Origin of the sequence: Paenibacillus sp. RC67, from assembly GCF_030020805.1 — a bacterium.
GTDB lineage: Bacteria > Bacillota > Bacilli > Paenibacillales > NBRC-103111 > Paenibacillus_S.
Genome location: NZ_CP125098.1, coordinates 5,797,738 through 5,817,329, shown reverse-complemented (window position 1 = coordinate 5,817,329; position 19,592 = coordinate 5,797,738). Strand labels below are relative to the sequence as shown.

The 19,592-nt window shown below is 45.5% G+C and carries 24 protein-coding genes and 1 tRNA gene; 14 read left to right on the top strand and 11 right to left on the bottom strand.

The genetic code is table 11. The annotated features are described in order from the left end of the window. Window positions 1–20: 20 nt before the first annotated feature. Complete coding sequence (locus tag QMA13_RS26395; RefSeq protein WP_282936676.1) at window positions 21–1,157, bottom strand: GGDEF domain-containing protein; 1,137 nt, start codon at window positions 1,155–1,157, stop codon at window positions 21–23. 247 nt (window positions 1,158–1,404) lie between these two features. On the opposite strand from QMA13_RS26395, the gene QMA13_RS26390 reads away from it, so the two are divergent. Then, complete coding sequence (locus QMA13_RS26390) at window positions 1,405–2,535, top strand: glycosyltransferase family 4 protein (protein WP_282936675.1); 1,131 nt, start codon at window positions 1,405–1,407, stop codon at window positions 2,533–2,535. Window positions 2,536–2,637: 102 nt separating this feature from the next. On the opposite strand, the gene QMA13_RS26385 is transcribed toward QMA13_RS26390, so the two are convergent. Both QMA13_RS26385 and QMA13_RS26380 read right to left on the bottom strand, forming a co-directional pair. Continuing rightward, the gene (locus tag QMA13_RS26385) at window positions 2,638–3,579 is read right to left on the bottom strand and encodes a DMT family transporter (protein WP_282936674.1); all 942 of its coding nucleotides are present in this window, start codon (window positions 3,577–3,579) and stop codon (window positions 2,638–2,640) included. 27 nt (window positions 3,580–3,606) lie between these two features. Beyond that, window positions 3,607–4,365 carry a glucose 1-dehydrogenase gene (locus QMA13_RS26380; RefSeq protein WP_282936673.1) on the bottom strand — a complete coding sequence of 253 codons (759 nt, stop codon included), beginning with the start codon at window positions 4,363–4,365 and terminating at the stop codon, window positions 3,607–3,609. 88 nt (window positions 4,366–4,453) lie between these two features. Here QMA13_RS26380 and QMA13_RS26375 point away from each other — a divergent pair, with 88 nt between their 5' ends. Together QMA13_RS26375 and QMA13_RS26370 are read left to right on the top strand one after the other, a co-directional pair. Then, window positions 4,454–4,747, top strand: coding sequence for a hypothetical protein (locus tag QMA13_RS26375; protein WP_282936672.1), 294 nt, complete (start codon window positions 4,454–4,456; stop codon window positions 4,745–4,747). Window positions 4,748–4,783: 36 nt separating this feature from the next. Next, complete coding sequence (locus tag QMA13_RS26370) at window positions 4,784–5,209, top strand: hypothetical protein (protein ID WP_282936671.1); 426 nt, start codon at window positions 4,784–4,786, stop codon at window positions 5,207–5,209. Here the strand turns inward: QMA13_RS26370 and QMA13_RS26365 are convergent. Beyond that, window positions 5,135–6,181 carry a YkvI family membrane protein gene (locus QMA13_RS26365; RefSeq protein WP_282943571.1) on the bottom strand — a complete coding sequence of 349 codons (1,047 nt, stop codon included), beginning with the start codon at window positions 6,179–6,181 and terminating at the stop codon, window positions 5,135–5,137. The two genes, QMA13_RS26370 and QMA13_RS26365, sit on opposite strands and share 75 nt — an antisense overlap. 161 nt (window positions 6,182–6,342) lie before the next feature. On the opposite strand from QMA13_RS26365, the gene QMA13_RS26360 reads away from it, so the two are divergent. Continuing rightward, window positions 6,343–6,966 carry a DedA family protein gene (locus tag QMA13_RS26360; RefSeq protein WP_481858031.1) on the top strand — a complete coding sequence of 208 codons (624 nt, stop codon included), beginning with the start codon at window positions 6,343–6,345 and terminating at the stop codon, window positions 6,964–6,966. Between the two features lie 65 nt (window positions 6,967–7,031). On the opposite strand, the gene QMA13_RS26355 is transcribed toward QMA13_RS26360, so the two are convergent. Next, window positions 7,032–7,736 (bottom strand): DUF4309 domain-containing protein, encoded by a 705-nt coding sequence (locus tag QMA13_RS26355; RefSeq protein ID WP_282936670.1) that lies wholly within the window; start codon window positions 7,734–7,736, stop codon window positions 7,032–7,034. 312 nt (window positions 7,737–8,048) lie between these two features. Between QMA13_RS26355 and QMA13_RS26350 the strand changes: the two genes are divergently transcribed. The 4 genes from QMA13_RS26350 (at window position 8,049) to QMA13_RS26340 (ending at window position 10,375) form a co-directional block, all read left to right on the top strand. Further along, window positions 8,049–8,621, top strand: a complete 573-nt coding sequence (locus tag QMA13_RS26350) for a xanthine phosphoribosyltransferase (RefSeq protein ID WP_282936669.1) — start codon at window positions 8,049–8,051, stop codon at window positions 8,619–8,621. 94 nt (window positions 8,622–8,715) lie between these two features. After that, the gene (locus QMA13_RS26345) at window positions 8,716–9,039 is read left to right on the top strand and encodes a hypothetical protein (RefSeq protein WP_282936668.1); all 324 of its coding nucleotides are present in this window, start codon (window positions 8,716–8,718) and stop codon (window positions 9,037–9,039) included. A gap of 158 nt (window positions 9,040–9,197) precedes the next feature. Then, window positions 9,198–9,527, top strand: a complete 330-nt coding sequence (locus tag QMA13_RS36715; protein ID WP_282936090.1) for a transposase — start codon at window positions 9,198–9,200, stop codon at window positions 9,525–9,527. Continuing rightward, window positions 9,524–10,375, top strand: coding sequence for an IS3 family transposase (locus tag QMA13_RS26340; RefSeq protein ID WP_481858030.1), 852 nt, complete (start codon window positions 9,524–9,526; stop codon window positions 10,373–10,375). Before QMA13_RS36715 ends, QMA13_RS26340 begins: the two co-directional genes overlap by 4 nt. A gap of 89 nt (window positions 10,376–10,464) precedes the next feature. On the opposite strand, the gene QMA13_RS26335 is transcribed toward QMA13_RS26340, so the two are convergent. Continuing rightward, the gene (locus QMA13_RS26335; RefSeq protein WP_282936667.1) at window positions 10,465–10,776 is read right to left on the bottom strand and encodes a hypothetical protein; all 312 of its coding nucleotides are present in this window, start codon (window positions 10,774–10,776) and stop codon (window positions 10,465–10,467) included. Window positions 10,777–10,869: 93 nt separating this feature from the next. Between QMA13_RS26335 and QMA13_RS26330 the strand changes: the two genes are divergently transcribed. Both QMA13_RS26330 and QMA13_RS26325 read left to right on the top strand, forming a co-directional pair. Further along, window positions 10,870–11,097 (top strand): hypothetical protein, encoded by a 228-nt coding sequence (locus tag QMA13_RS26330; protein WP_282936666.1) that lies wholly within the window; start codon window positions 10,870–10,872, stop codon window positions 11,095–11,097. Continuing rightward, window positions 11,094–11,813, top strand: a complete 720-nt coding sequence (locus QMA13_RS26325; RefSeq protein WP_282936665.1) for an adenosylcobinamide amidohydrolase — start codon at window positions 11,094–11,096, stop codon at window positions 11,811–11,813. Before QMA13_RS26330 ends, QMA13_RS26325 begins: the two co-directional genes overlap by 4 nt. An 88-nt stretch (window positions 11,814–11,901) precedes the next feature. On the opposite strand, the gene QMA13_RS26320 is transcribed toward QMA13_RS26325, so the two are convergent. Next, window positions 11,902–12,045 (bottom strand): hypothetical protein, encoded by a 144-nt coding sequence (locus QMA13_RS26320; protein ID WP_282936664.1) that lies wholly within the window; start codon window positions 12,043–12,045, stop codon window positions 11,902–11,904. A 134-nt stretch (window positions 12,046–12,179) separates the two neighbouring features. Between QMA13_RS26320 and QMA13_RS26315 the strand changes: the two genes are divergently transcribed. Further along, window positions 12,180–12,386 carry a hypothetical protein gene (locus QMA13_RS26315; protein WP_282936663.1) on the top strand — a complete coding sequence of 69 codons (207 nt, stop codon included), beginning with the start codon at window positions 12,180–12,182 and terminating at the stop codon, window positions 12,384–12,386. Window positions 12,387–12,969: 583 nt separating this feature from the next. On the opposite strand, the gene QMA13_RS26310 is transcribed toward QMA13_RS26315, so the two are convergent. After that, entirely contained in the window at window positions 12,970–13,320 is a 351-nt protein-coding gene (locus tag QMA13_RS26310) for a hypothetical protein (RefSeq protein ID WP_282936662.1), read from the bottom strand. 184 nt (window positions 13,321–13,504) lie between these two features. On the opposite strand from QMA13_RS26310, the gene QMA13_RS26305 reads away from it, so the two are divergent. Together QMA13_RS26305 and QMA13_RS26300 are read left to right on the top strand one after the other, a co-directional pair. Then, window positions 13,505–13,592, top strand: a tRNA-Leu gene (locus QMA13_RS26305). A gap of 76 nt (window positions 13,593–13,668) precedes the next feature. Continuing rightward, entirely contained in the window at window positions 13,669–14,154 is a 486-nt protein-coding gene (locus QMA13_RS26300) for a GNAT family N-acetyltransferase (RefSeq protein WP_282936661.1), read from the top strand. A gap of 31 nt (window positions 14,155–14,185) precedes the next feature. On the opposite strand, the gene QMA13_RS26295 is transcribed toward QMA13_RS26300, so the two are convergent. From QMA13_RS26295 to QMA13_RS26285, 3 genes are read right to left on the bottom strand one after another with little or no spacing between them, the layout of a single operon-like run. Next, entirely contained in the window at window positions 14,186–15,604 is a 1,419-nt protein-coding gene (locus QMA13_RS26295; protein ID WP_282936660.1) for a sensor histidine kinase, read from the bottom strand. Then, window positions 15,601–16,302 carry a response regulator transcription factor gene (locus QMA13_RS26290; RefSeq protein ID WP_282936659.1) on the bottom strand — a complete coding sequence of 234 codons (702 nt, stop codon included), beginning with the start codon at window positions 16,300–16,302 and terminating at the stop codon, window positions 15,601–15,603. The genes QMA13_RS26295 and QMA13_RS26290 overlap by 4 nt, the downstream gene beginning before the upstream one ends. Continuing rightward, the gene (locus tag QMA13_RS26285; RefSeq protein ID WP_282936658.1) at window positions 16,295–17,485 is read right to left on the bottom strand and encodes an FG-GAP repeat domain-containing protein; all 1,191 of its coding nucleotides are present in this window, start codon (window positions 17,483–17,485) and stop codon (window positions 16,295–16,297) included. The genes QMA13_RS26290 and QMA13_RS26285 overlap by 8 nt, the downstream gene beginning before the upstream one ends. A gap of 299 nt (window positions 17,486–17,784) precedes the next feature. On the opposite strand from QMA13_RS26285, the gene QMA13_RS26280 reads away from it, so the two are divergent. Then, a complete protein-coding gene (locus tag QMA13_RS26280) occupies window positions 17,785–19,482 on the top strand; it encodes a methyl-accepting chemotaxis protein (protein ID WP_282936657.1) in 1,698 nt (565 codons plus the stop codon). Window positions 19,483–19,592 lie beyond the last annotated feature (110 nt).

Below are 19,592 nucleotides of genomic sequence, written 5' to 3'. Positions count from 1 at the left end.
TTCTTTCATTCAAGCATCCGTCAAAAGGCGACCACCTTGTTTTTGCCGCTAGTTTTAGCTTTATACATCGCTTCATCCGCCTGCTTAATAAGCTCGTCCGCTGTCACATTCTTCTTATAGTGACTATATCCCATACTGACGGTCACAATGGTTTCAGCCTCAACCCGAGCTCGAATTCGCTCCGCAAGCTCACTAGTATCTACATCACTGTCTGTCACCATTACGACCATTTCCTCTCCGCCATATCGTCCGCATATTCCGATTTCTTCGGCTTCTTCTTTCACAATTTGCGCCACTTGCTTCAATACCAAGTCACCCATATGATGGCCTTTCGTATCATTTAGCTTTTTGAAATTATCGATGTCGCTGAAAATAACAGATACCCCAACTCGCTGTGCAATATGCTGCGCCACGCGGTTGTAAAAATATTTGCGATTGTAGAGTCTCGTTAATCCGTCCGTGATGGAAGAATTATAAATGGCCTGCATAATCTCAATGATCCGCTCAAAGATGAACAGGAATAAGACAAGATGGAATGCCATCGGAATGATTTGCTCGAACTTGTTTAGAATGAACTGACTGTTATTGAACAAGTACATATTCGCCATATGAATCATATGAGAGCAGAAGTACAAAGTCAGCATGACCTGATACTTGCCGTTTTGTCCGATTCGAGGATTGATAAGCAGAAAGCTGACGAAAATGAGCAGGAATATGTACAGTTCCATGCCTAATGGCTGCATCAAATGAACCTGCTCGCTGCTTCCTTGCAGCCAGTCGGGCATATACCAATAAGTTAGTGATACGCAAATCGTTACGATCATACACAGGATGAACACAATGGAGTCTTTCCATTTGGTAGGATTGTATAACTGATAGAGACCGGTATTAACTAGTATAAAAGAGAGCACTTTCAATAAAAGTGCTATGAAATTGGCAATGTCGCTCTGGGTTTGTGTTAGCTCGAAAACGATGAGCTGCCCGTATTGAATCATTAGAATAAGCAAGGCTAACATGATAGTGAAATAGCCGATCTTCCGGCGGCTGAGAAGTAGACGAACGGAAGCGAGAAGCGTTACAAGCAGAATACTTAAAATAATCGTGCAGGAGAAGACGGTACCGGAAGTACCTGTCCACAAATCAGTTAATTCGTTCATCAAGAGTAAGTGCCCTCGCATTCGATATCAAGATTAGGTATATTATACCAAACGTACATTCGTTATGGTAAAAAAAATGTCTATTTTTGTCCTGGAATTGTAACTTTTTCTTTTGGAGCGTACTCTTGTCGTGACTTCTCAATACTGATACGATGTAAGTAGGGATAGTTCGGAGAGCGTGTCCTTTTCACCCATTGCTAATGGTGGCTAAAATGAACAAAAACAGGATCGATCACGGAGGGCTATCATGAAAATTTTACAAGCGTTATTTTTTCCCCCGGAGCAGCCTGGCGGAGTGTCTTCCATGATTCCCTTTATGCAGGATCGCTTCAACAAACGCGGATGGGAAATGGAATTATTTTCCTTACCAAAACGAGTACGAAGCAAGGGTACGGAGCCTGTAAGTTTCACAACCTTTGATTGGGAAGCCTATGCAGGTCATCCTGTCGTAGATAAATACATTCAAACGTACAAGGATTATGTCTGGTGGACCAAGATGAGGCTTCAAGGCAAGTACGACATCATTCATGCTCATCATCCGATTGTCGGGCTGGTTATGAAGCAGCTTTTTCCAGATACGCCTGTGCTTATGACGGTTCACTCTAGTTATGAACGGGAATTGATACTTAACGGTAAAATTATAGCGAATGGGCCAGAGCATAATTTCCTGACATCGATATATAGGGAATTGGAGGAACGAGTCGATCAATTGATCACTGTATCCAGCTCTTTTAAACAGTACTTGTCCGAGTACGTGCAGGAGCCAGAGAAAATCGGGGTCATCCCAAACGGCTTCGATGAAAAACGATTTCGTCCGGTACCTCACGATAATAAAGTTCCGCAGCTGATTACCGTGTGCCGTCTAGTCCCTGCAAAAGGGTTAGATATTCTCCTGTTGGCTTGCGCCGAGCTGAAGAAGAAGGGCAATCCGTTCGTACTTCATTTGATAGGAGACGGGCCGATCCGTCAAGAGCTGGAACAAATGGCCATCGAGCTGAACATTTACGAGGAAATTATTTTTTACGGGTATATGCTCCATCCAGAAGATTTCATGCCATTCTTCGATGTGTTCGTTCTGCCTTCACGAGCAGAGGCATTCGGTTCGGTGTTTGCCGAAGCGGCACTATGCGGCTTGGCACTTGTCGGCACGAATGTTGGAGGCATTCCGGAACAAATATCGCATGGACAGAATGGGCTTCTTGTTCCGGTAGAAGATGTTCAGGCTCTGGCGAGCGCACTCGAGAAAGTCATTAGTGATCCAATCTACCGTTACAATTTGGGGCGTGTTGCCTGGGATAAAGCGCAAAACGCTTATTCGATGTCACGCGTCGTACAACAGTTGAAGAACGTGTATCGCTCTTACCGCAAAAGCGAATAAGAGCTTAGTTAAGGATAAAAAAGCACAAAGACTATAGAGGAGATAAAATCTCGCTAAAGTCTTTGTGCTTTTTTGTATCTTGTCCTAATGATAGTATGAAGCTTATGCTGCAAGTCGAAGAATGAGGATACCAATAAGTGCACAGGTAAGGCCGCTGACTTCCAAACGGCTGAACCGTTCTTTCAATATAAAACGGGCATACAGTAGGACGAAAACAACGTTCATCGCAATGACAACGGAGACAAGCCCGGTCACTCCCAGTTTGAAGGCTGGCATGACCAACATCATTCCGGAGATGTTGGTCAACCCAACGAACATTCCCCATGATAATGTTCGCGAATCGCTCCAGTTCGACTTAGGAATAACCTGTTCATCTGAGCTATTGCCGTTACCTCCGGGGGAGCCCATCTCATGAGTTTCGGCCGCAGCTGCCACCATAGCTGTAGCAGAAGATAATTTCCGCCGGGCCATATACCAGGAAATACCAAATAACAGAGAGCCGGTCACATACATCATAAGCAGAGTAGGCAATGTCGCTGCACCGAGCATCGTTGCTTTCTTGGATGATAAGTCGGTGATGCCGAAGGCGATCATCGTGATGGCTCCCCACTGCGCACCTTGCAGGTTGCGAAGTGAAATATCGTTGGAGTACCGGATCATCAGAATGCCAAAAACGATGATAAGAAAGGACAAGGATTGCCACATATTCAGCTTCTCGCCCCATAGGAAATAAGCCAGTATTACGACTACAACGGGAGGAAGGCCAGTAAACATGGCAATCAGTGAAGCTTTTCCTACAGCAAAGCCTTTGTACATGGAGGCGTTTGAAATAAAAGAGAACAGCCCCATCAATACGCCAACCCAGCAGCCTTCAGACCATGGCTGGCCTACAAATATATTCACGACTGCCGCGATAACCGTTCCGGATAAATAAACGCCCAGCAGAAGCAGATTACGGTCAATCGGCCGCTGCGACGTCCATTGGTACAGGATGCCCCGCAAACCGAAACAAATGGCAGAGGCTGCTGCAAACATAAACCACATAATACCAATAACTCCTCGCTGTCTGAATTATTCGTAAATCATTTTCACGGTCATACCACCGTCGATAATTAGGTTCTGACCTGTTATGAAGCCGGCGTGATCTCCGGCTAAATAGAGGCATGCGGCCGCAATATCATCCGGATTGCCTACGCGCCCGACAGGGTGCTGAAGCCTGTCACGCTCACTATGTACAGGAGTCTTCCGTCGGGACGTCTTCTGCCAGTCGGCGGTTTCTATCCAGCCAGGACTAATTGCATTGACGCGAATGCCATAGCCGCCCAAGCTGACCGCCATCGCATGGGTAAGTGCGAGCAAACCGCCCTTGGACGCGGAGTAGGCTTCCGTATCTGCCTCTGACATGGTTGCTCTTGTGGAGGCCATATTGAGAATCACACCGCTTCCTTGCCGCTTCATTAGAACTGCCGCTTGCTGCGAACAAAGGAAGGCACCACGCAAGTTCACACCTAGTACTTCATCGAATTGTGAAATAGGAAGCTCCAGCATAGAGCCTCCACGGCTGATGCCCGCATTGTTAACCAAGACATCAATACGTCCGAGCTCCGCTGCCGTAATCCTCATCCATTTTGCAATGTCTTCTTCCTTGGCCACATCCACGCACATAAAAAGCGATTTGCCGCCAGCTTGTCGAATTTCATGAACAATCTCAAGACCAGCCTCTTTGTCCGTGTCGGCGATGGATACTTCATAGCCCGCTTTTGCAAAAGCGAGCGATACGGCTTTGCCGATGCCTTGTGCACCGCCGGTTACGGCTGCAACCTTATTCATTCAGGAGCCTCCTTTTGTAGAAACTCATTGCTTTTTTTGCAGTATATAAATACTATAGTATATAGGATTACGAACGGAGGCGCAATGGATGGAACCCGTACAACGAACCGAACGAGAAATTACGTATCATGTAGGCTGGAAGCGGGGGAAAATTACACTGAATCAAGGCAAGCCAACATCGGAAGAACTAGCTGAAACGCAGGGGGGTTCTTGGGAAAACATCCCAGAAAATGGTGTTTTTGGCTTGAATAAGCGTTATGTGTGGAGGAGCACAGGTACCATGAACCATCGGGTGTTGTGGATGGTACTATCGATTTTTCCAATACTCATTTTTGCTCTTTCGTTATGGCTGGTTTATCGACTCGCCATCCAACCCTATTAAATTACATATAGAAAGCTTCGTTAGGAGGTTACCGAATTGAAAATGACATTAGCGATACTGGCCGGGGGTGTAGGATTAATCGTTACAGCTTCGGCGGTCCTACTGATATGGTTCGTTTATCAACTGCGGAGCAATAAGGAGCATGAAAGCACTCAGAACGGACAGCTGTCCGGAGTAGCCTCCTTACTCCTTCAATGGACCTTTTTTGATTACGCTTTAATTGGGGTATTTGCTGTCGGAAGCTTGTTCCTGTTCACCGATGTCTTGGCTGTGATTCGTGATGCGGAGAGCTATCCGCTCTATCATTACGGGTATTTGCTATGCGGCTTTGTGTTCACGCTGTTCGGTATGCTGTTTATGATTGCCCGATTGGCGGTTGTACTGTCGTTAGTTCGTACCGGCAGGCCTGTGTCTTCTCCAGATCATCATGGTCATCCAAGCCATGCTGATCAGCCCGAATAACGGATACAGGGTCGATAGAAGCGATTTGAAGCCTAGTTGACTAACCAAAAAGCTTAGCAGCAGAACGATCCAAAGAATCCATGAACGGGAAAGCTTCGTCCGTTGTTCAAGCTGTAGGGATAGGCCGTAAACGTCAGCAATAAACGTTGTGAAGATTTCACCGTAAATAACAAAAATAAACATCATTTGTACCGTAGGCCCAACCTTTTGAATTAATTGCCCCATCGGAATATCAAATTGAGAAATGCCTGGCATTTGAGCGGATAACGCGAAATGACCGGCTAACAGCATCATGCCGATAACAGCCCCTCCCGAAATGCCGCCCCAGAACAATACGGAACGGTCCCGGATTTGAGCTCCGAGCGGGACAAGCACTCCTTGGGCCATGCTGAGATTAAAAGCAGCGTACAGGAACGGTGCGAACCAGATTTTTTCCAGAGGATAGTCGGAAGTCAGATGGAGCCAATTGCCTGATCCGGGCAAATCCCAGGAATACCAAACGACAAGGGTGCTGAAGCTTAGCATCAAGGGGACAACGATGGAATTAACGGCAACGATGGCCTGCATGCCCTTGTTCAATACGGCGTAAGCAAGCAGCAGCGTAACCAGTAAACCGGATTGATAGGGCAGGTGAAACTGTTCTTCAAACACGGAGCCTGCTCCTGCTAGCATCACAGTAGTAACACCAAAGAGCGTGACCAGCGTAAACAGACTCACCCAGCTTCCTATTTTGGGGCCGAAGAGGAGCTTATTCAAATCTTCATAGGATTGAGCCTTGACTTCATGTGCAATAAACATTAACTTAATACCGAGCCAGACAAAGAGCATACTGGCGATACCGATCGTTAGGGTGGCCATCCACCCATATTTTGTAAAAAAAGTGAGTATTTCTTGACCGGTAGCAAAACCGGCTCCCACAACGGTGCCGACATAGGTGAAGCAAACTTGCATAATGCTGCCGAGCTTTCTCAACATGACAGGTCCACCTTTCGTACGGCTTGTTCCTCTAATATAGTACAAGGTATGAACCGGGGGACGAACACATGACATGAACTTGGGAAAACGCCTTGTTTCTGTTAAAATAGGATAGGCTTAATTAACCGTTATATATTTTTTTGCAGGAGCGTGTCTGTGTGCTGGATGATATTTTGCTGCTGATTGAACATTACGGATACATCGCCCTGTTCGGCTTGCTAGCTGTAGGGATAGTAGGACTTCCGGTCCCTGATGAAATCTTAATGACGACGGTAGGTTCATTGACCTCGAGTGAGGGGCCGTTATCGTTTTCCAAGTCCTTATTGGTCAGCTATGCAGGAACCATGACAGGAATGCTGGTCAGCTACTTTTTGGGGAAGACGGTAGGGAAGCCATTCTTATACCGCTATGGCAAGTGGGTGAAGCTGACACCGCAAAGACTGGACTTGGCTGAGGGATGGTTTAAGAAATACGGCCTGTGGACGGTAGCTTTTGGTTATTATGTGCCGGGAGTTCGACATTTCACCTGCTATTTGGCAGGAGTTAGCGCTGTTTCACTTTGGAGGTATTTGTTGTACGCAGGCACCGGAGCGCTTATCTGGTGTGCATCTTTCTTAACGCTGGGACATTTTATCGGCGTGAACGCACCGAAAATTATGAATCTTATTCATCACTACATGGGAATCAGCGCAATTGTGATTGTTATTGTGGCAGCAGTCGGCATCGCATTGTTTATATGGCTTAGAAAACGAGGGGCGTCCAAACAGAAGAAAACAAGTTAAAGGACAAAAAAAGCTTGGGTCAGGGTCCACCTGACTCAAGCTTTTTGATTGTTTATAGGTAAACGTTATTCGGTGAACAGTTTGATAGAATTTAACTTATCCGTCTTGGGATCAATATCCAGCTTCAGTACGGCATCCTTGGATTTATAGATCAGAACATAACTAGTATTTGAATCGGGCTTGCCCAATGCTTTGTAGATGTCGCTGGTCGATTGGCCCAGCTTGAGACCGTTCAATCCAGGATTGATTTCACTGCTGCGGATATCGATGAATTGCAGCTGATTTTGTTTGTTATAACCGACCATGAAATCAGAGTAGTCATACACGGTAATAGGATCGGCATCGTCTTCCATTTGGAATTGTTCTTTCGGTTTGCCGTATTTGCTAGTGACTGCGTCAGGCGATGTTTTCAAAGTGAGACCGAGAAGTGTCGGTTTCGTTTGATTGTAGGTTTCCTGAATATCGATTTTCGGTTTTGGTGTCGCAGTAGGTTTGACTGACTCCGGAACTTCTTCGGGCTTTGAACCGGTTTCTGCACTTGCCAGAGAAACCTTGTCGTTCGGATTCACTTGCGGCTGCGGCGTAATAGTGGCTTGCTCGTTATTTGAATCCTTGCTGGCTTGTATAGGTGTTGTACCTGCAGGTGATGTTGTAGGAGTGATGGCAGGAGCAGGGTCTAACGCCTCGGACGTATGTTTACATCCCGTTATCAGCATAATGAGGATGAAAGGAACGAGCCAGCGTGCGGCGTATGTAGTTGTGTTAATCATCCCAGTCTTCCTTTCTGGAAAATTTAATAAAGGTAGGTTATTAAGCATTATTAATCATACTCTGTACCCTTTGAATCATCAAAGATCGAATACTTACAAATATCGGCGAATTAAATGAAAATGGTTAGATATTATTTTCAAAACACACTTTTCTTGGTGTAGGTCCTTGTTTCTTGCTTTCTATACTATATAGACGACTTTACAGTGGGAAAAGTTGCATAAACTTTAGAAAAGTTTATTCTATTAGGACTTGAAACCCGGATTCACGTTGTGATAAGTTTACGGAAAAGGTTTTCGGATGGAGGCTACTGAATGGAATTATTAAAACAAAAAATTAGAGAAGTCGGAGTGGTGATCTCCGATGATGTTATTAAGCTGGACGCTATCCTCAATCATGCGGTGGACCCTGTTCTGACGACAGCGATGGGCAAGGAATTCGCCCGCTTGTTTAGAGAAGAGCGTGTGACTAAGGTGCTGACAATTGAATCTTCCGGTATCCCGATTGCTTTTGCTACTTCTCAGGAGCTTAACGTTCCTATGGTATTTGCAAGACGCAAAAAGAGCTTGAATACGGACAATACCGAGATGTTTAGTGAACGGGTGCCCTCTTTTACTAAAGGTCTTGTGACCGATATTATGGTATCTAAAGAATGGCTGAACGAGCAGGATCGAATTTTATTAATCGACGATTTTATCGCTAATGGAGATGCTGCAAGAGGCTTGATTCGGATTATTCGCCGCTCTGGAGCTGAACTGGTCGGAGTGGGCATTGCCGTTGAAAAATCGTTTCAAGCAGGGGGGCGCACCATACGTGAATCCGGGATTCGTGTTGAATCCTTGGCTAAAATAGCGTCGTTGCGTCAAGGACAAATCGAGTTTGAATAATCGTGTTTAAGAATTATTTTCAAAGCTATTAAGTATTCCCTCCATTGTATTTTTCCTTTATAATGGACTCAAGCGAAAGAGAGGAGGCATTGCTATGGGGAATGAGATTCCGGCTGATTTTTTTGTAACTAAGTTGAGCGAAGCTAAAATTCACTTTGAACGTGCCCTCGATTGTAAACATACAGAGTTTGACGACCTGTATCCCTATATGATTGAACATCCTCAATTTTTTTGGTACAAAAGGTACGTGGCATGGTCTGAGTTGTTGACGATCGTTAAGTTGTGCGAGGATCTAAGTGTTGAATGGCAGGAGCAGTTTTCGCAGCAGCAAGTTGAATATATTAAGAAAAGAGTTATGTCCAGTAAAGTATTGGATTATTGGTTTGAAACCAATGATTCCAAAGAGCATGTGAGCTAATAGGATCGGACAATGCAATTATTTTTACGACCTAAGCAATAGATAACAAAAAACCTACATTCCCTCAGCGAGGGTGGTATTATCCCCTTCAAGTAGACACTCAAAAAAACCTTCATGTTATCATGGAGGCTTGAGTGCCACTTGGAGGGGATTTTTTCATGGCTAAAAAAGGACAAACATTTCAAACGTATACAGAAGAATTCAAATTAAAGGCGGTTAGAGCGTATGTAGAGGGTTCTGCGAGTTACAAGGTGGTAGCTCAGCGAGAAGGGATCCGTAACTGTTCTCAACTGAAGGTGTGGGTGAGGAAATGGCAAAACGGAGAGTCGTTCGATGTGCGTAAAAGTGAGCCAAATCCAATGAAAGGGCGGCCACGCACGTCCTTCCAAAGCATTGAGGAAGAACGAGATTACCTGAAGGCGCAGGTGGATTACTTAAAAAAGCGGTATCCAAATCTAGTAAAGGAGAAGCGCCAACCCAACGAATGAATTATGAAATCATGGAGGAGCTGCGCCACCAGCACGGCATTACAGTCCTGTTAGCTATTGCGGGAATACCACGGGCCAGTTATTACAAATGGAGAGCCACACAGCCTCAGCGAAAGGCAAGTCAAGAAAAGGATCATGAGATCAAGGAACACATGATGGCCATCCATTTTGCACATCCCTACTATGGCTACCCTCGGATGACGACCGTCTTGTGGGAGGCTGGCTACAAAGTAAATCACAAGAAAGTATGCCGGATCATGAAAGAATTATCGATCCAGTCGGTCATACGTAGGAAGCGGAAACAGTCCAACTACACGCCTTCTGTTGTGTATCCAAATCGTTTAAAGCGACAATTCCATGCTACGGCACCGCAGCAAAAAATGGTCACGGATATTACCTATATTTCCGATGGAACGAATTTCCATTACTTATCTGTTATTCAAGATCTTTTCAACAACGAGATTGTCGCTTGGCAATTGTCTGAACGTAACGATCTCCAGCTTGTGCTGGATACGATTACGCAGTGGACAAGAAAAAGAGACGTCTCAGAGGCCGTGCTCCATTCGGACCAGGGCTTCCAATACACGTCTCAGGCGTACAACACACGATTAGAGGCATTCGGCGTTAAAGGCAGCCACTCTCGCAAAGCAACCTGCCTGGATAACGCGTGCATCGAATCCTTCTTTTCGCATCTCAAAACAGAGAAGCTGTACCTCAACCAGTTTAATTCAGGAGCGGCAATTCGGCAAGCCGTGGAAGAATATATTTACGAGTACAACTACCACCGTTTTCAAGCCAAATTAAAACAACGTGCACCGATAGAGTACCGGTGCGCGTTGGCAGCTTAGCTTTTTTCATCTGTCTACTTGACAGGGGTATGACCAGGGCTGTAGGTTTTTTTGTGCATCAGGAAGCGGTTAGTGCAATCTGACTTTCCTTACTGTAAAATGTTCATGCTCTCGATGTGCTGTCTTGTTGCCGGGGTTCCCAGATCATGAAGCTTACGATATATTTCTCTGAGGTAATAATCTGCAGCGTCATTTTCATTGTCGTTATGATAATCACGGTATGGAATCATAGCTCGCGCAGCCGTGTCATCCTGTGCATCTTCAGATTCCTCGAACAGTTCCTGAAGCTGATCGAGATCCTCTTCGCTCGCCAATATTTCAAATTCAAAATTGCCATTCATATCTTCAGGCTCTAATATTTCCCCGGATGCGACAGCGACGTAGTATGTTTTTTTCTCCATGGATAAACTCCTTTCGGGTAAGGTTGGTTTATTGTAAGCGATGAATGGTGTATTCTATTCTTAAACTAAGTTTGTCCAAGGGAGGGCGGTATTATGATAAGTGAAGAACAGTTGGACCATTATCGAGTAGAGGGAACGAAGCTCCGAGTCGTACGAGATGCGGACCCCGTAAATGATGTAAAAGGAATTGTAGTTGCATGGGATGATACGACAGTCATGATCCGCAAACAAAATCGAAGAATCGTGAAGCTGGATAGAAGCTATCATTATCAGCCATTTACCGAGGAACGTTATTCGGAATGGAGTGTAGGAGAGGAATGACCGGCGTTTTTCCGGTAAGGAGAACGGTAACATCCATTGCAAATTTAACCTTCCATGATGTGGAAGATCAGTTGAATAGCTATTATGTGTTGGAAAGCTCCGAGCCGCTGCGGACTTTGAATTCTTCAATGTGGGGAGAAGGCTTGGGATGGCATTCCCGCCTTTTGAACAGACAGGTGGATCGAAACTACTTCTGTGAGGATCCGCTGGCTGAAATGCATGATTTTATGCGTGAGAGAGACATTGAAGTCAATAGCACGGCAGCGTTGCTAACGGCAGCAAGGGTACAGGATAGAGGTTACTCACACCACCGTTCTGATTGCGGTTTGACAGTATGTACTTGGGTTACCGTTGGACTTGGCAACAAAGCAAGAGCGGGGGCGGTAAAGGATGTAAATGAGCTGTTCCCGGGAACAATTAATATCATTACGGTCGTTGATGGAATGCTAACGGACGCCGCGATGATCAATGGGGTTATTACCGCAACTGAAGCCAAAACGGCCGCGCTTCAGGATGCGGACATTCGGGTAAATGATAGTCAAGAGATAGCAACAGGAACAACTACGGATGCCATAATTATCGCAGCAACACAAAAAGGACCATCATTCCGGTATGCGGGGACAGCCACTCAGTTAGGCTATTGCATAGGAAGAACTGTCTACGAAGCCGTCAAATATTCCATTCAACGTTATAATATTTGGCAGCACGATAAGTAATTAACCTGGAACCGTCTGGTCTCAAGCCAAACGATCCCAGGTTTTTAATCAATTAAATGAGTGCAAGGAATTTGCCGTCGCCTTGCCTTTACTTAGATTCGGGACCACAGCCACATCCGTCCGATTTCTTCGGTAGGTTATTGCTGTCGGACATTTTGTCGCCAAATTGGTCCAAACGAGAAGGATGTCCCGCAGGCCCTGTATTATCCGGTTTGCTATTTCTGCCAGCCATTCGTATCACCTCCACACGAGATAGGGTCCCTTGTGAGACGAAATTTATCCGTGGGAGGATTTCGTATAATATTGGGGGCTACAGATAGACTAAGCTCTATATCCGTCAACTTGGGAGATAGGGAGGTCATTACGGTGACTCAGGATGTAGTTCAACTGGACGATTTTTATGTGATGAGGATTCATACAGAAGGAAAAGGGGAAGTGCGCGGCGAAATCATTAGATTAAGCGAGGACCCCAAGCACCCGGCCACTCATTTGTTTGATTCCCCCATTTATGAGGATGTGCAGGGGCTGAAAGAATGGGCTGTTCTAGCTCTGCAAGCTTATCGGGAAGGATAGCTTGAGCCATTAAGACCTGAATGCTCCTATGACATAAAGCAGGCCTAAAGTTGCCAGCATTCCAATCAAAATAAACATGAGGCCGCTTATGAACAAAAGTGCTCCTGGAATAATAAAACTGATGACTAGTGTAATTCCGATGACCCACAGCATGGCTTGAAACGTCAGCTTGATGAACCCCCCATATGAATAAAGCAGCAATGATTCCCATGGTTAGCTGCAAAAAGATCATTACAATCCCCCCTTGACCTATATATATGGACATGGTCGGGAGAACATGATGCGAATTGTATGAAATGACAGGAATATCCTTTAAACTTCTTGCATACGATGTAATCCGGCAGCAAACGAACGTATTCGATTCATTTCGAACGACGGGAGGAGATAAGATGTCCACGGAAGGTTCCGCTTTGAAAGGAACAGTGTACGGCATTTTGTTTACGCTTCCAATATGGGGTGTTATTGTGTGGGTTGTATATGAATGTTTAGATTAATACTGAAGGAAGGGTATCTCCTTTATTCCAGTTACTTAATAGAAGGGGATACCCAATCCGTATTTCTGGTAATCCAATTCGTAACTCCTTTATAAGCTGGCTTCTGATTTAGACGTGCATTTATTGGAACGGAAAGTGATCTTAGCTTGCCCGTTCGGATTGCCTTCCGCTGTGTATTGATAGGTTGCCGTATATTCGGGTGTTGCTTTATCGCCGGTTTCCGTGATGAGCTTGCCCTCACCGCCCACAATGCTTTTGACTTCTTCATAAGTCATGCCGATATTTATTTTGTCATACTTTTCTTTCGTGATTGTGGCTAACGGAGCAGGAGTTGAAGAGGGTGCAGGGGTTGGTACCGCTGATTTCCCAGAATTTCCGCAGCCTGCAAAGAAAACGGCTATGGTTGTCACGCAAACTATTATCCAGGTAGATTTACGCAAAGAGATCGCCTCCGATGACTGTTCTGTACATAGACTTTAATGTTCCATTCTTCCCCAAATGATTTCTTAAATATACCGTGTTTATGGAATTCAATATCAATTCGAAAATTATGTTTGACATCCATGTAAAACAGGTGATAATATACAACTTGTCCCCTTCTAAAATGGAAGAGACATTCATTATGCGGTCATGGCGGAATTGGCAGACGCGCACGGTTCAGGTCCGTGTGGGCTAACCCCCCGTGGAGGTTCGAGTCCTCTTGACCGCACCAAACCTATATAACAACTACCATCTGATATCTTTTGATACCAGATGGTTTTTCATTTGGAGAGGCAGAGTGACATTTGATGATCATCCGGACAGCAGCAATGGAAGATGTTCCCTCGATTTTAAACATTTATAACGAAGCGATTCTAAATACCGTTGCCACCTTTGATACGGTTCCCCGCACTTTGGAGCAGCAGGAAGCATGGTTTAAGCAGCACGGCGAACGCAATCCCATTATCGTCGCTGAACTTGGTGGTGCCGTTGTAGGATGGGCTTCTCTTAACCCTTACTCTGACCGATTGGCCTACGCGCGTACTTCTGAATTGTCCTTATACATCCATCATGATTTTCGCGGTCAAGGCATCGGGAAAAAGCTGATGGAGGGCGTATTGGAAGCAGGTAAAGAAGCAGGGCTCCATACCGTCTTGTCAAGAATTGTGGAAGGCAATGACAGCAGCATTTATATTCACCGCAACTTTGGATTTGACTATATCGGAGTTATGCGAGAAGTAGGGTTCAAATTCGATAAAATGCTGGACGTTATTGTTATGCAAAAGATGCTTTAACTAAAAGCCGCCGTTGGGCGGCTTTTTCCATTTAATCCCCACAACGACCGCGTCCAAAAGGCAGCCGCACAGTAACCTCAGTCCCCGACTCATTTGACAAAACGGTCAATGTGCCGGAGTGAAGCTCTACAATTTCAGCGCAAATGGCTAACCCGAGGCCGGTTCCTTCTCCTTGAGGATTAACCTGATAAAACTTCTCCGTTACCCTCGATAAATGAACCTCAGGAATAACGGCTCCCTCGTCATGAATGCTTACAGCAAGATACCTCGAATCATCTATCACTCTAATATCAATCGCAGTGTCTTTATACGCGAATTTGATTGCATTGTCCACAATATTGAGAAACACTTGCTTCAATCGATTCTCGTCTCCAGGAAGCAGAATAGGTACACCCATTCCTTGCTGATCGTACTTGAATGCGATCCCTTTTGACTTAGCTTTAGCCGCTAGCTGAAGAACAACTTCGTTCAGTAGTTGAGAGATATCGACCTGCTGGATATCCAGTGCAAGCTGCTTTTGCTCCAGTCGGGAAAAATCCAGCAGTTCTTCCACAAGTCCGACCAAACGATCAGTTTCCTTGGAAATGACCTTCAGCCCCGTCCTTGTTTCTTCCTGGTCATTCATATCTCCCAGCAGGATCGTCTCGCTCCAGCCTTTTATGCTCGTCAACGGAGTTCGCAGCTCGTGGGATATAGAGGAGATGAAGTCGCTTTTCAATTGATCGCTTTTTACGATTTCTTGAGCCATATAATTTAAAGTTTTGGCCAGGTCACCCAATTCGTAACGGAAGCTCTCGTCCACACGAGTGTCCAGTCGGCCTTTGGCCATCAGAGCGGAAGCGGCTGTGATACGGTTAATCGGCTTGACGATGGAATTAGCCAGTCCCAAGCTGAATAGCGAGACGGTTGCTAATATGATCAAGCCTATGAGCAGCGCAAGGTTAGCCAGATTGCCAATGACCTGATCGACTTCTTCCAATGAAGTAACATAGCGGAGCAAAGCGATAGGCTGTCCATTCCATTCTAGTGGAGTCGATACGGCCAGCACCCGTTCACCGGTACTTGGATTGGTGCCGATCCAACGGCTGGTATTACCTTGTGCCGCGGATTTTACATCCTTAGTTTTAATTTGCTCCTTTACAGCAAAGCCGCTGGAGCTTGCCAGCACCGTGCCTTGATTATTAATAATCTGAAGCTCCGCGTTATCATGGGCGAACGATTCGATCACTTCGGGCAGCTGGCTATCGAACGTTAAGACGTTCAAGTTATTATGAAACTTGTTGTAAAAGGAAGCGGAAACTTGTGCATGATTGCTCAAATTGCTTGCGATGCTGTTGTAATAGAAGGTTCGGAGCGAGTACAGGAATACACTTTCAGCCAGTATCAACGTTAACAGCACAACGAGAACATAGTGGGAGACGACAAGTCTTTTAATTCCTTTACGCATCATTGGCCTGAGTCCTTCCACTTGTAACCGAATCCCCAGACCGTTTCAAGAAAGATCGGTTTAGAAGGATCCGCTTCGATTTTTTGCCTGACTCTGCGTATATTGACGTCTACCATTTTTGGATCTCCGATGTAATGGGCTCCCCACACCTCATCAAGCAGCTTGTCACGGCTCAACGGAACATTACGATTCTCTAGAAACATATGGAGCAATGAGAGCTCCGTTGGCGTTACATCGATGACCGCGCCGTGCTTCCTGAATTCTCGCAGCTCTGTATGAAGCTCGAAAGGGCCAGATCGGAGCACCGGATTGTGAACAGCAGCATTAGTTTGAAGCTGTACCCTTCGCAGGAGAGATTGAACCCTCGCCATAAGCTCACCGGGACTGAATGGTTTACTGATATAATCGTCTGCACCGAGAGACAAACCAAATATTTTATCCTTCTCCTGAACCTTGGCTGTTAAAAAAATAATTCCTATCCGTTCATTGACTTCCCGGATTTGTCTGCACACCTCAAAGCCATCGGGTCCAGGAACCATGACATCCAATAAGGCGACTCCAAGATCAGGGTGTTGCCGAAATTGCTCTAGTGCTTCTTCGCCTGTGGAGGCCTCGACGATTTGAAATCCTTCTCTTTTCAAGTTAACGACAATGAAGCTTCGGATGGATTCCTCGTCTTCAAGAATCAATACTTTATTCATGGGAACCCTCCTTTTGTTCCAACTCAATAATGGAATGAAACTGATTAATGTATTCCTGGCTTTTTTCTGTCATATGCAGGACAGTGATTGTTTTATCGGTACGTCCAATTTCTTTCCACCCGGTATCGGTGGCATCACGGCCTTCTATCGGTATGGTCTTCCATTCGACGAGCGTTTCGTCTTGATTTAGTTCTAAGAAATGAATGCCATTCCCGTCAGGATCTCTTATGACTCGGAAGGAATCGTTCCAACTGGCAGGAATATCGAAATAAAAGCTGTTGGTGTAGTCATAATATCTCTTGTATAACGGCTGACTCTCCAAGGCCTGTTTACCGTCCCAGCGGTAATACTGCGTAATCCAGGGTGTATAGGCGTAGGCTTCTTCTTCCGAGCCCTTCGGGGCGACGGAGATCCCAATTTCCAGAATACCGTCGTCATTAAAGTCTCCGCTCTTCGTAGAACCCGGATTGAAGGGCAATTTATCATCTGGAAAAGCTTTGACAAGCTGCCCTCCTTCAAAATAGACCAATTGCGTATTCGATGAATGAGCGCCGACACTGGCATCCAGAAGCAAGCCTCTCTTGGATTCGGCTACAAATCCTGCTGCAATATTGTAATAAGCGTTAACGTAAGGGTCTAATGTTGTAGTGCCAATGACTTGAAAGTCTGTCTTATACTGAATTGTCGTTAGCTTGGCGGATACATTACGATCTAGGGTCAAAAGAGTAATATCTTTGATATGGTCCTGGTTCAAGTCGTCAACGGCCATTTCGGTATAAGGAGCTTGGTACACTTTGTTCAGCTTTTGCCCATCCAGATGGTAGATCACGAGACCTTTATTGATCTTGGCTCCGCCGGAGTAGCCGACCAATATATCGGTAATGCCATCGTTAGTGACATCCTCGAACAGAAGTGTATCCAGCTCATAGCCTTCTCCTTCAATTTCACTCAGCAGCTTCCAGCTGTCGCCGCTTCTTTGCCAGAGCATGCCTTTGATGCGGATCTCCTTATCCGGGGTTTGATAGAAAACGATAGCCTCTGGTGTTCCATCATTGTTCAAGTCTTTTAAGTATATGGAACCGGAATCAGTTGAATTTTTCGGATGTATGATGGATGACCCGCTGGGCATTGCCTGTTGGATCAATTGCTTCAAGCTTTCCTTCTCGTCTGGTAATTTGGGCATACGCATATAGGATTGCGGATCACTAGACAGAGAGCATCCGCTGATTAGAACAGAAATTAGGATGAACAGGAGCACACGGGGCCAATATTTGACTAGCAAGGTGATATCGCCTACTTTCTATAACTTGCCTCATATTATATCAGCTAATCATTTGACAAAGCGTAACAAACTCATTACATTTTGAAAGGAAGGTTATGGAAAAAAAGACTGGTGTGACAAAAATCACAGTAGGTAATATATGTTAGGGCTACTATGGAATCACACATGTATCTTGGCTAAAAAGAAAAGGGGGGTCTTCAATGAGATTAGGAATCGTGGGAAAAGTAACTTGGCTTGTTGTTATCGCTGTTTTAACAAGTGTTCTGTCCTTGCTTGTCATTGGTTATTATGTCAATTACAAACAAATTGATGAAGCGGCGGGCGATGAGTTGATTGGCTGCGCAAGCATTACGTCCGGGCTTCTTACGGTAGCTGAAATCAAAGAGTTGGCCAACGGTCAAGCAAGCCAAGGCTTGAAGGATAAAGTGAACTGGATTGTGGATCACAAGCCGATTTTCAAGAACGCGTCCATAATGAGTCTAGATGGTAAACTGCTTGTACCCGACAAACGTTTAGAGAAGGAAGGCTTTAAAGCAGGCGATTCTTTCTACATAGATCGTGCGGCTGTTGATATGCTGGTCAGCATGAAGCATCCTGCGGCATCATCTGTCTATACGTTCGGTGAAGGGGAAAGAAAAACGGGCTATGCCCCGATTTATGCAGATCATGATGCATCCCAAAAGATTGTTGCACTGATGGCTATCGATTTTGACGCAAGTATTTTGGATAATCGCACGTGGAATATGCTGAAGTTTACGCTGCAAACGGGTGGGATTTTCCCAGTTGTAGCTGCATTTATTGCCTTTTTGCTGATCAGCCGAATGATTAAGCCTATTGAATCCATTAGCGCCAGAGTGAAGCGTATTGCTGAAGGGGATTTGACAGGAGAACCTATTGTTGTCAAAAGCAAGGATGAGATTGGAAGTCTGGTCCAGTCCGTGAACGAAATGACATCGCAGCTTAAAGAAATGATCCTTACCATAGATGAAACCTCTCGAGCAGTGAACAAGACGACCCAACAGCTGGCGGGTGATGCAGACCGCACCGTGTCTTCCATTCATACCATGACATCTGCCATGCAGCAAATTGCTGCCGGTGCCGAAGCTCAAGAGAAAGGAACCGACGAGAGCGCCAAAGCGATGGAAGAAATTTCTCAAGGCATGGGCGAAATTGCCGACTCCTCGATGGCTATGGCTGAGATGATGTACGACACGCTAAAAGCAGCCGAGCAGGGAAGCGAGAACCTGGACAAAGTGCTGCTGCAAATGGATTCCATTCACGAATCTGTAGAATCTTCGTCGCAAGCCGTGCGAGAGTTGTCAGCCCATTCCGAGGAGATTGGGGAAATTGTCAAAGTGATGAGAGATATTTCTGCGCAAACGAATCTGCTGGCACTAAACGCTTCGATTGAAGCGTCTCGGGCAGGGGAAGAAGGTCGCGGTTTTGCCGTAGTAGCAGGAGAAATTCGCAAGCTTGCGGAGCAATCAAGCAAGTCCTCAGAGCATATAGCGGAATTAATTGAAGCAGTCCAAGGGAAAGTTGCTCATATGGTAACAGCTATGCAGAAAGAAATCAAGGAAATGGAACTGGGCAAAAGCTATGTCAATCAAATGGCAGGCGGCTTCCACAGCATTGTAGATAAGGCGCAAAAGACGAATGAGCAAATTACCGAGATTTCCGCCATTTCCGAGCAAATATCGGCAGGTTCGCAGGAGGTGTCCGCTTCCGTATTGGAATCGGCTTCCATAGCAAAGAACTCATCGGAGAAGTCATCGCATGCAGCGGGATTGTCGCTGGGTCAGCTGGAGTCCATGCGTCAAATTACAGAATCGGTACATACGATTGAAGAGATGTGCCAGGAGCTGAATGTGCTTGTACGAAGATTTCGAATTTCGTAAGAATTGCCGTGCTCAGGCGCTTGACTCGATTTTTCAGGATAGATATAATATGGACATATGTAAATGATGGCAAACTCAGTGAATGTATGGCGAGCACCCCGCTTGGGGTG

Bases quoted from the DNA above. Each gene is read 5' to 3' on its own strand.
- QMA13_RS26335 (WP_282936667.1), bottom strand. From the start codon at position 10,776: ATGGAGAAAAAAACATACTACGTCGCTGTCGCATCCGGGGAAATATTA.
- QMA13_RS26295 (WP_282936660.1), bottom strand. From the start codon at position 15,604: ATGATGCGTAAAGGAATTAAAAGACTTGTCGTCTCCCACTATGTTCTC.
- QMA13_RS26350 (WP_282936669.1), top strand. From the start codon at position 8,049: ATGGAATTATTAAAACAAAAAATTAGAGAAGTCGGAGTGGTGATCTCC.
- QMA13_RS26330 (WP_282936666.1), top strand. From the start codon at position 10,870: ATGATAAGTGAAGAACAGTTGGACCATTATCGAGTAGAGGGAACGAAG.
- QMA13_RS26345 (WP_282936668.1), top strand. From the start codon at position 8,716: ATGGGGAATGAGATTCCGGCTGATTTTTTTGTAACTAAGTTGAGCGAA.
- QMA13_RS26285 (WP_282936658.1), bottom strand. From the start codon at position 17,485: ATGCCCAAATTACCAGACGAGAAGGAAAGCTTGAAGCAATTGATCCAA.
- QMA13_RS26320 (WP_282936664.1), bottom strand. From the start codon at position 12,045: ATGGCTGGCAGAAATAGCAAACCGGATAATACAGGGCCTGCGGGACAT.
- QMA13_RS26390 (WP_282936675.1), top strand. From the start codon at position 1,405: ATGAAAATTTTACAAGCGTTATTTTTTCCCCCGGAGCAGCCTGGCGGA.
- QMA13_RS26395 (WP_282936676.1), bottom strand. From the start codon at position 1,157: ATGAACGAATTAACTGATTTGTGGACAGGTACTTCCGGTACCGTCTTC.
- QMA13_RS26385 (WP_282936674.1), bottom strand. From the start codon at position 3,579: ATGTGGTTTATGTTTGCAGCAGCCTCTGCCATTTGTTTCGGTTTGCGG.
- QMA13_RS26280 (WP_282936657.1), top strand. From the start codon at position 17,785: ATGAGATTAGGAATCGTGGGAAAAGTAACTTGGCTTGTTGTTATCGCT.
- QMA13_RS26325 (WP_282936665.1), top strand. From the start codon at position 11,094: ATGACCGGCGTTTTTCCGGTAAGGAGAACGGTAACATCCATTGCAAAT.
- QMA13_RS26290 (WP_282936659.1), bottom strand. From the start codon at position 16,302: ATGAATAAAGTATTGATTCTTGAAGACGAGGAATCCATCCGAAGCTTC.
- QMA13_RS36715 (WP_282936090.1), top strand. From the start codon at position 9,198: ATGGCTAAAAAAGGACAAACATTTCAAACGTATACAGAAGAATTCAAA.
- QMA13_RS26355 (WP_282936670.1), bottom strand. From the start codon at position 7,736: ATGATTAACACAACTACATACGCCGCACGCTGGCTCGTTCCTTTCATC.
- QMA13_RS26380 (WP_282936673.1), bottom strand. From the start codon at position 4,365: ATGAATAAGGTTGCAGCCGTAACCGGCGGTGCACAAGGCATCGGCAAA.
- QMA13_RS26340 (WP_481858030.1), top strand. From the start codon at position 9,524: ATGAATTATGAAATCATGGAGGAGCTGCGCCACCAGCACGGCATTACA.
- QMA13_RS26375 (WP_282936672.1), top strand. From the start codon at position 4,454: ATGGAACCCGTACAACGAACCGAACGAGAAATTACGTATCATGTAGGC.
- QMA13_RS26300 (WP_282936661.1), top strand. From the start codon at position 13,669: ATGATCATCCGGACAGCAGCAATGGAAGATGTTCCCTCGATTTTAAAC.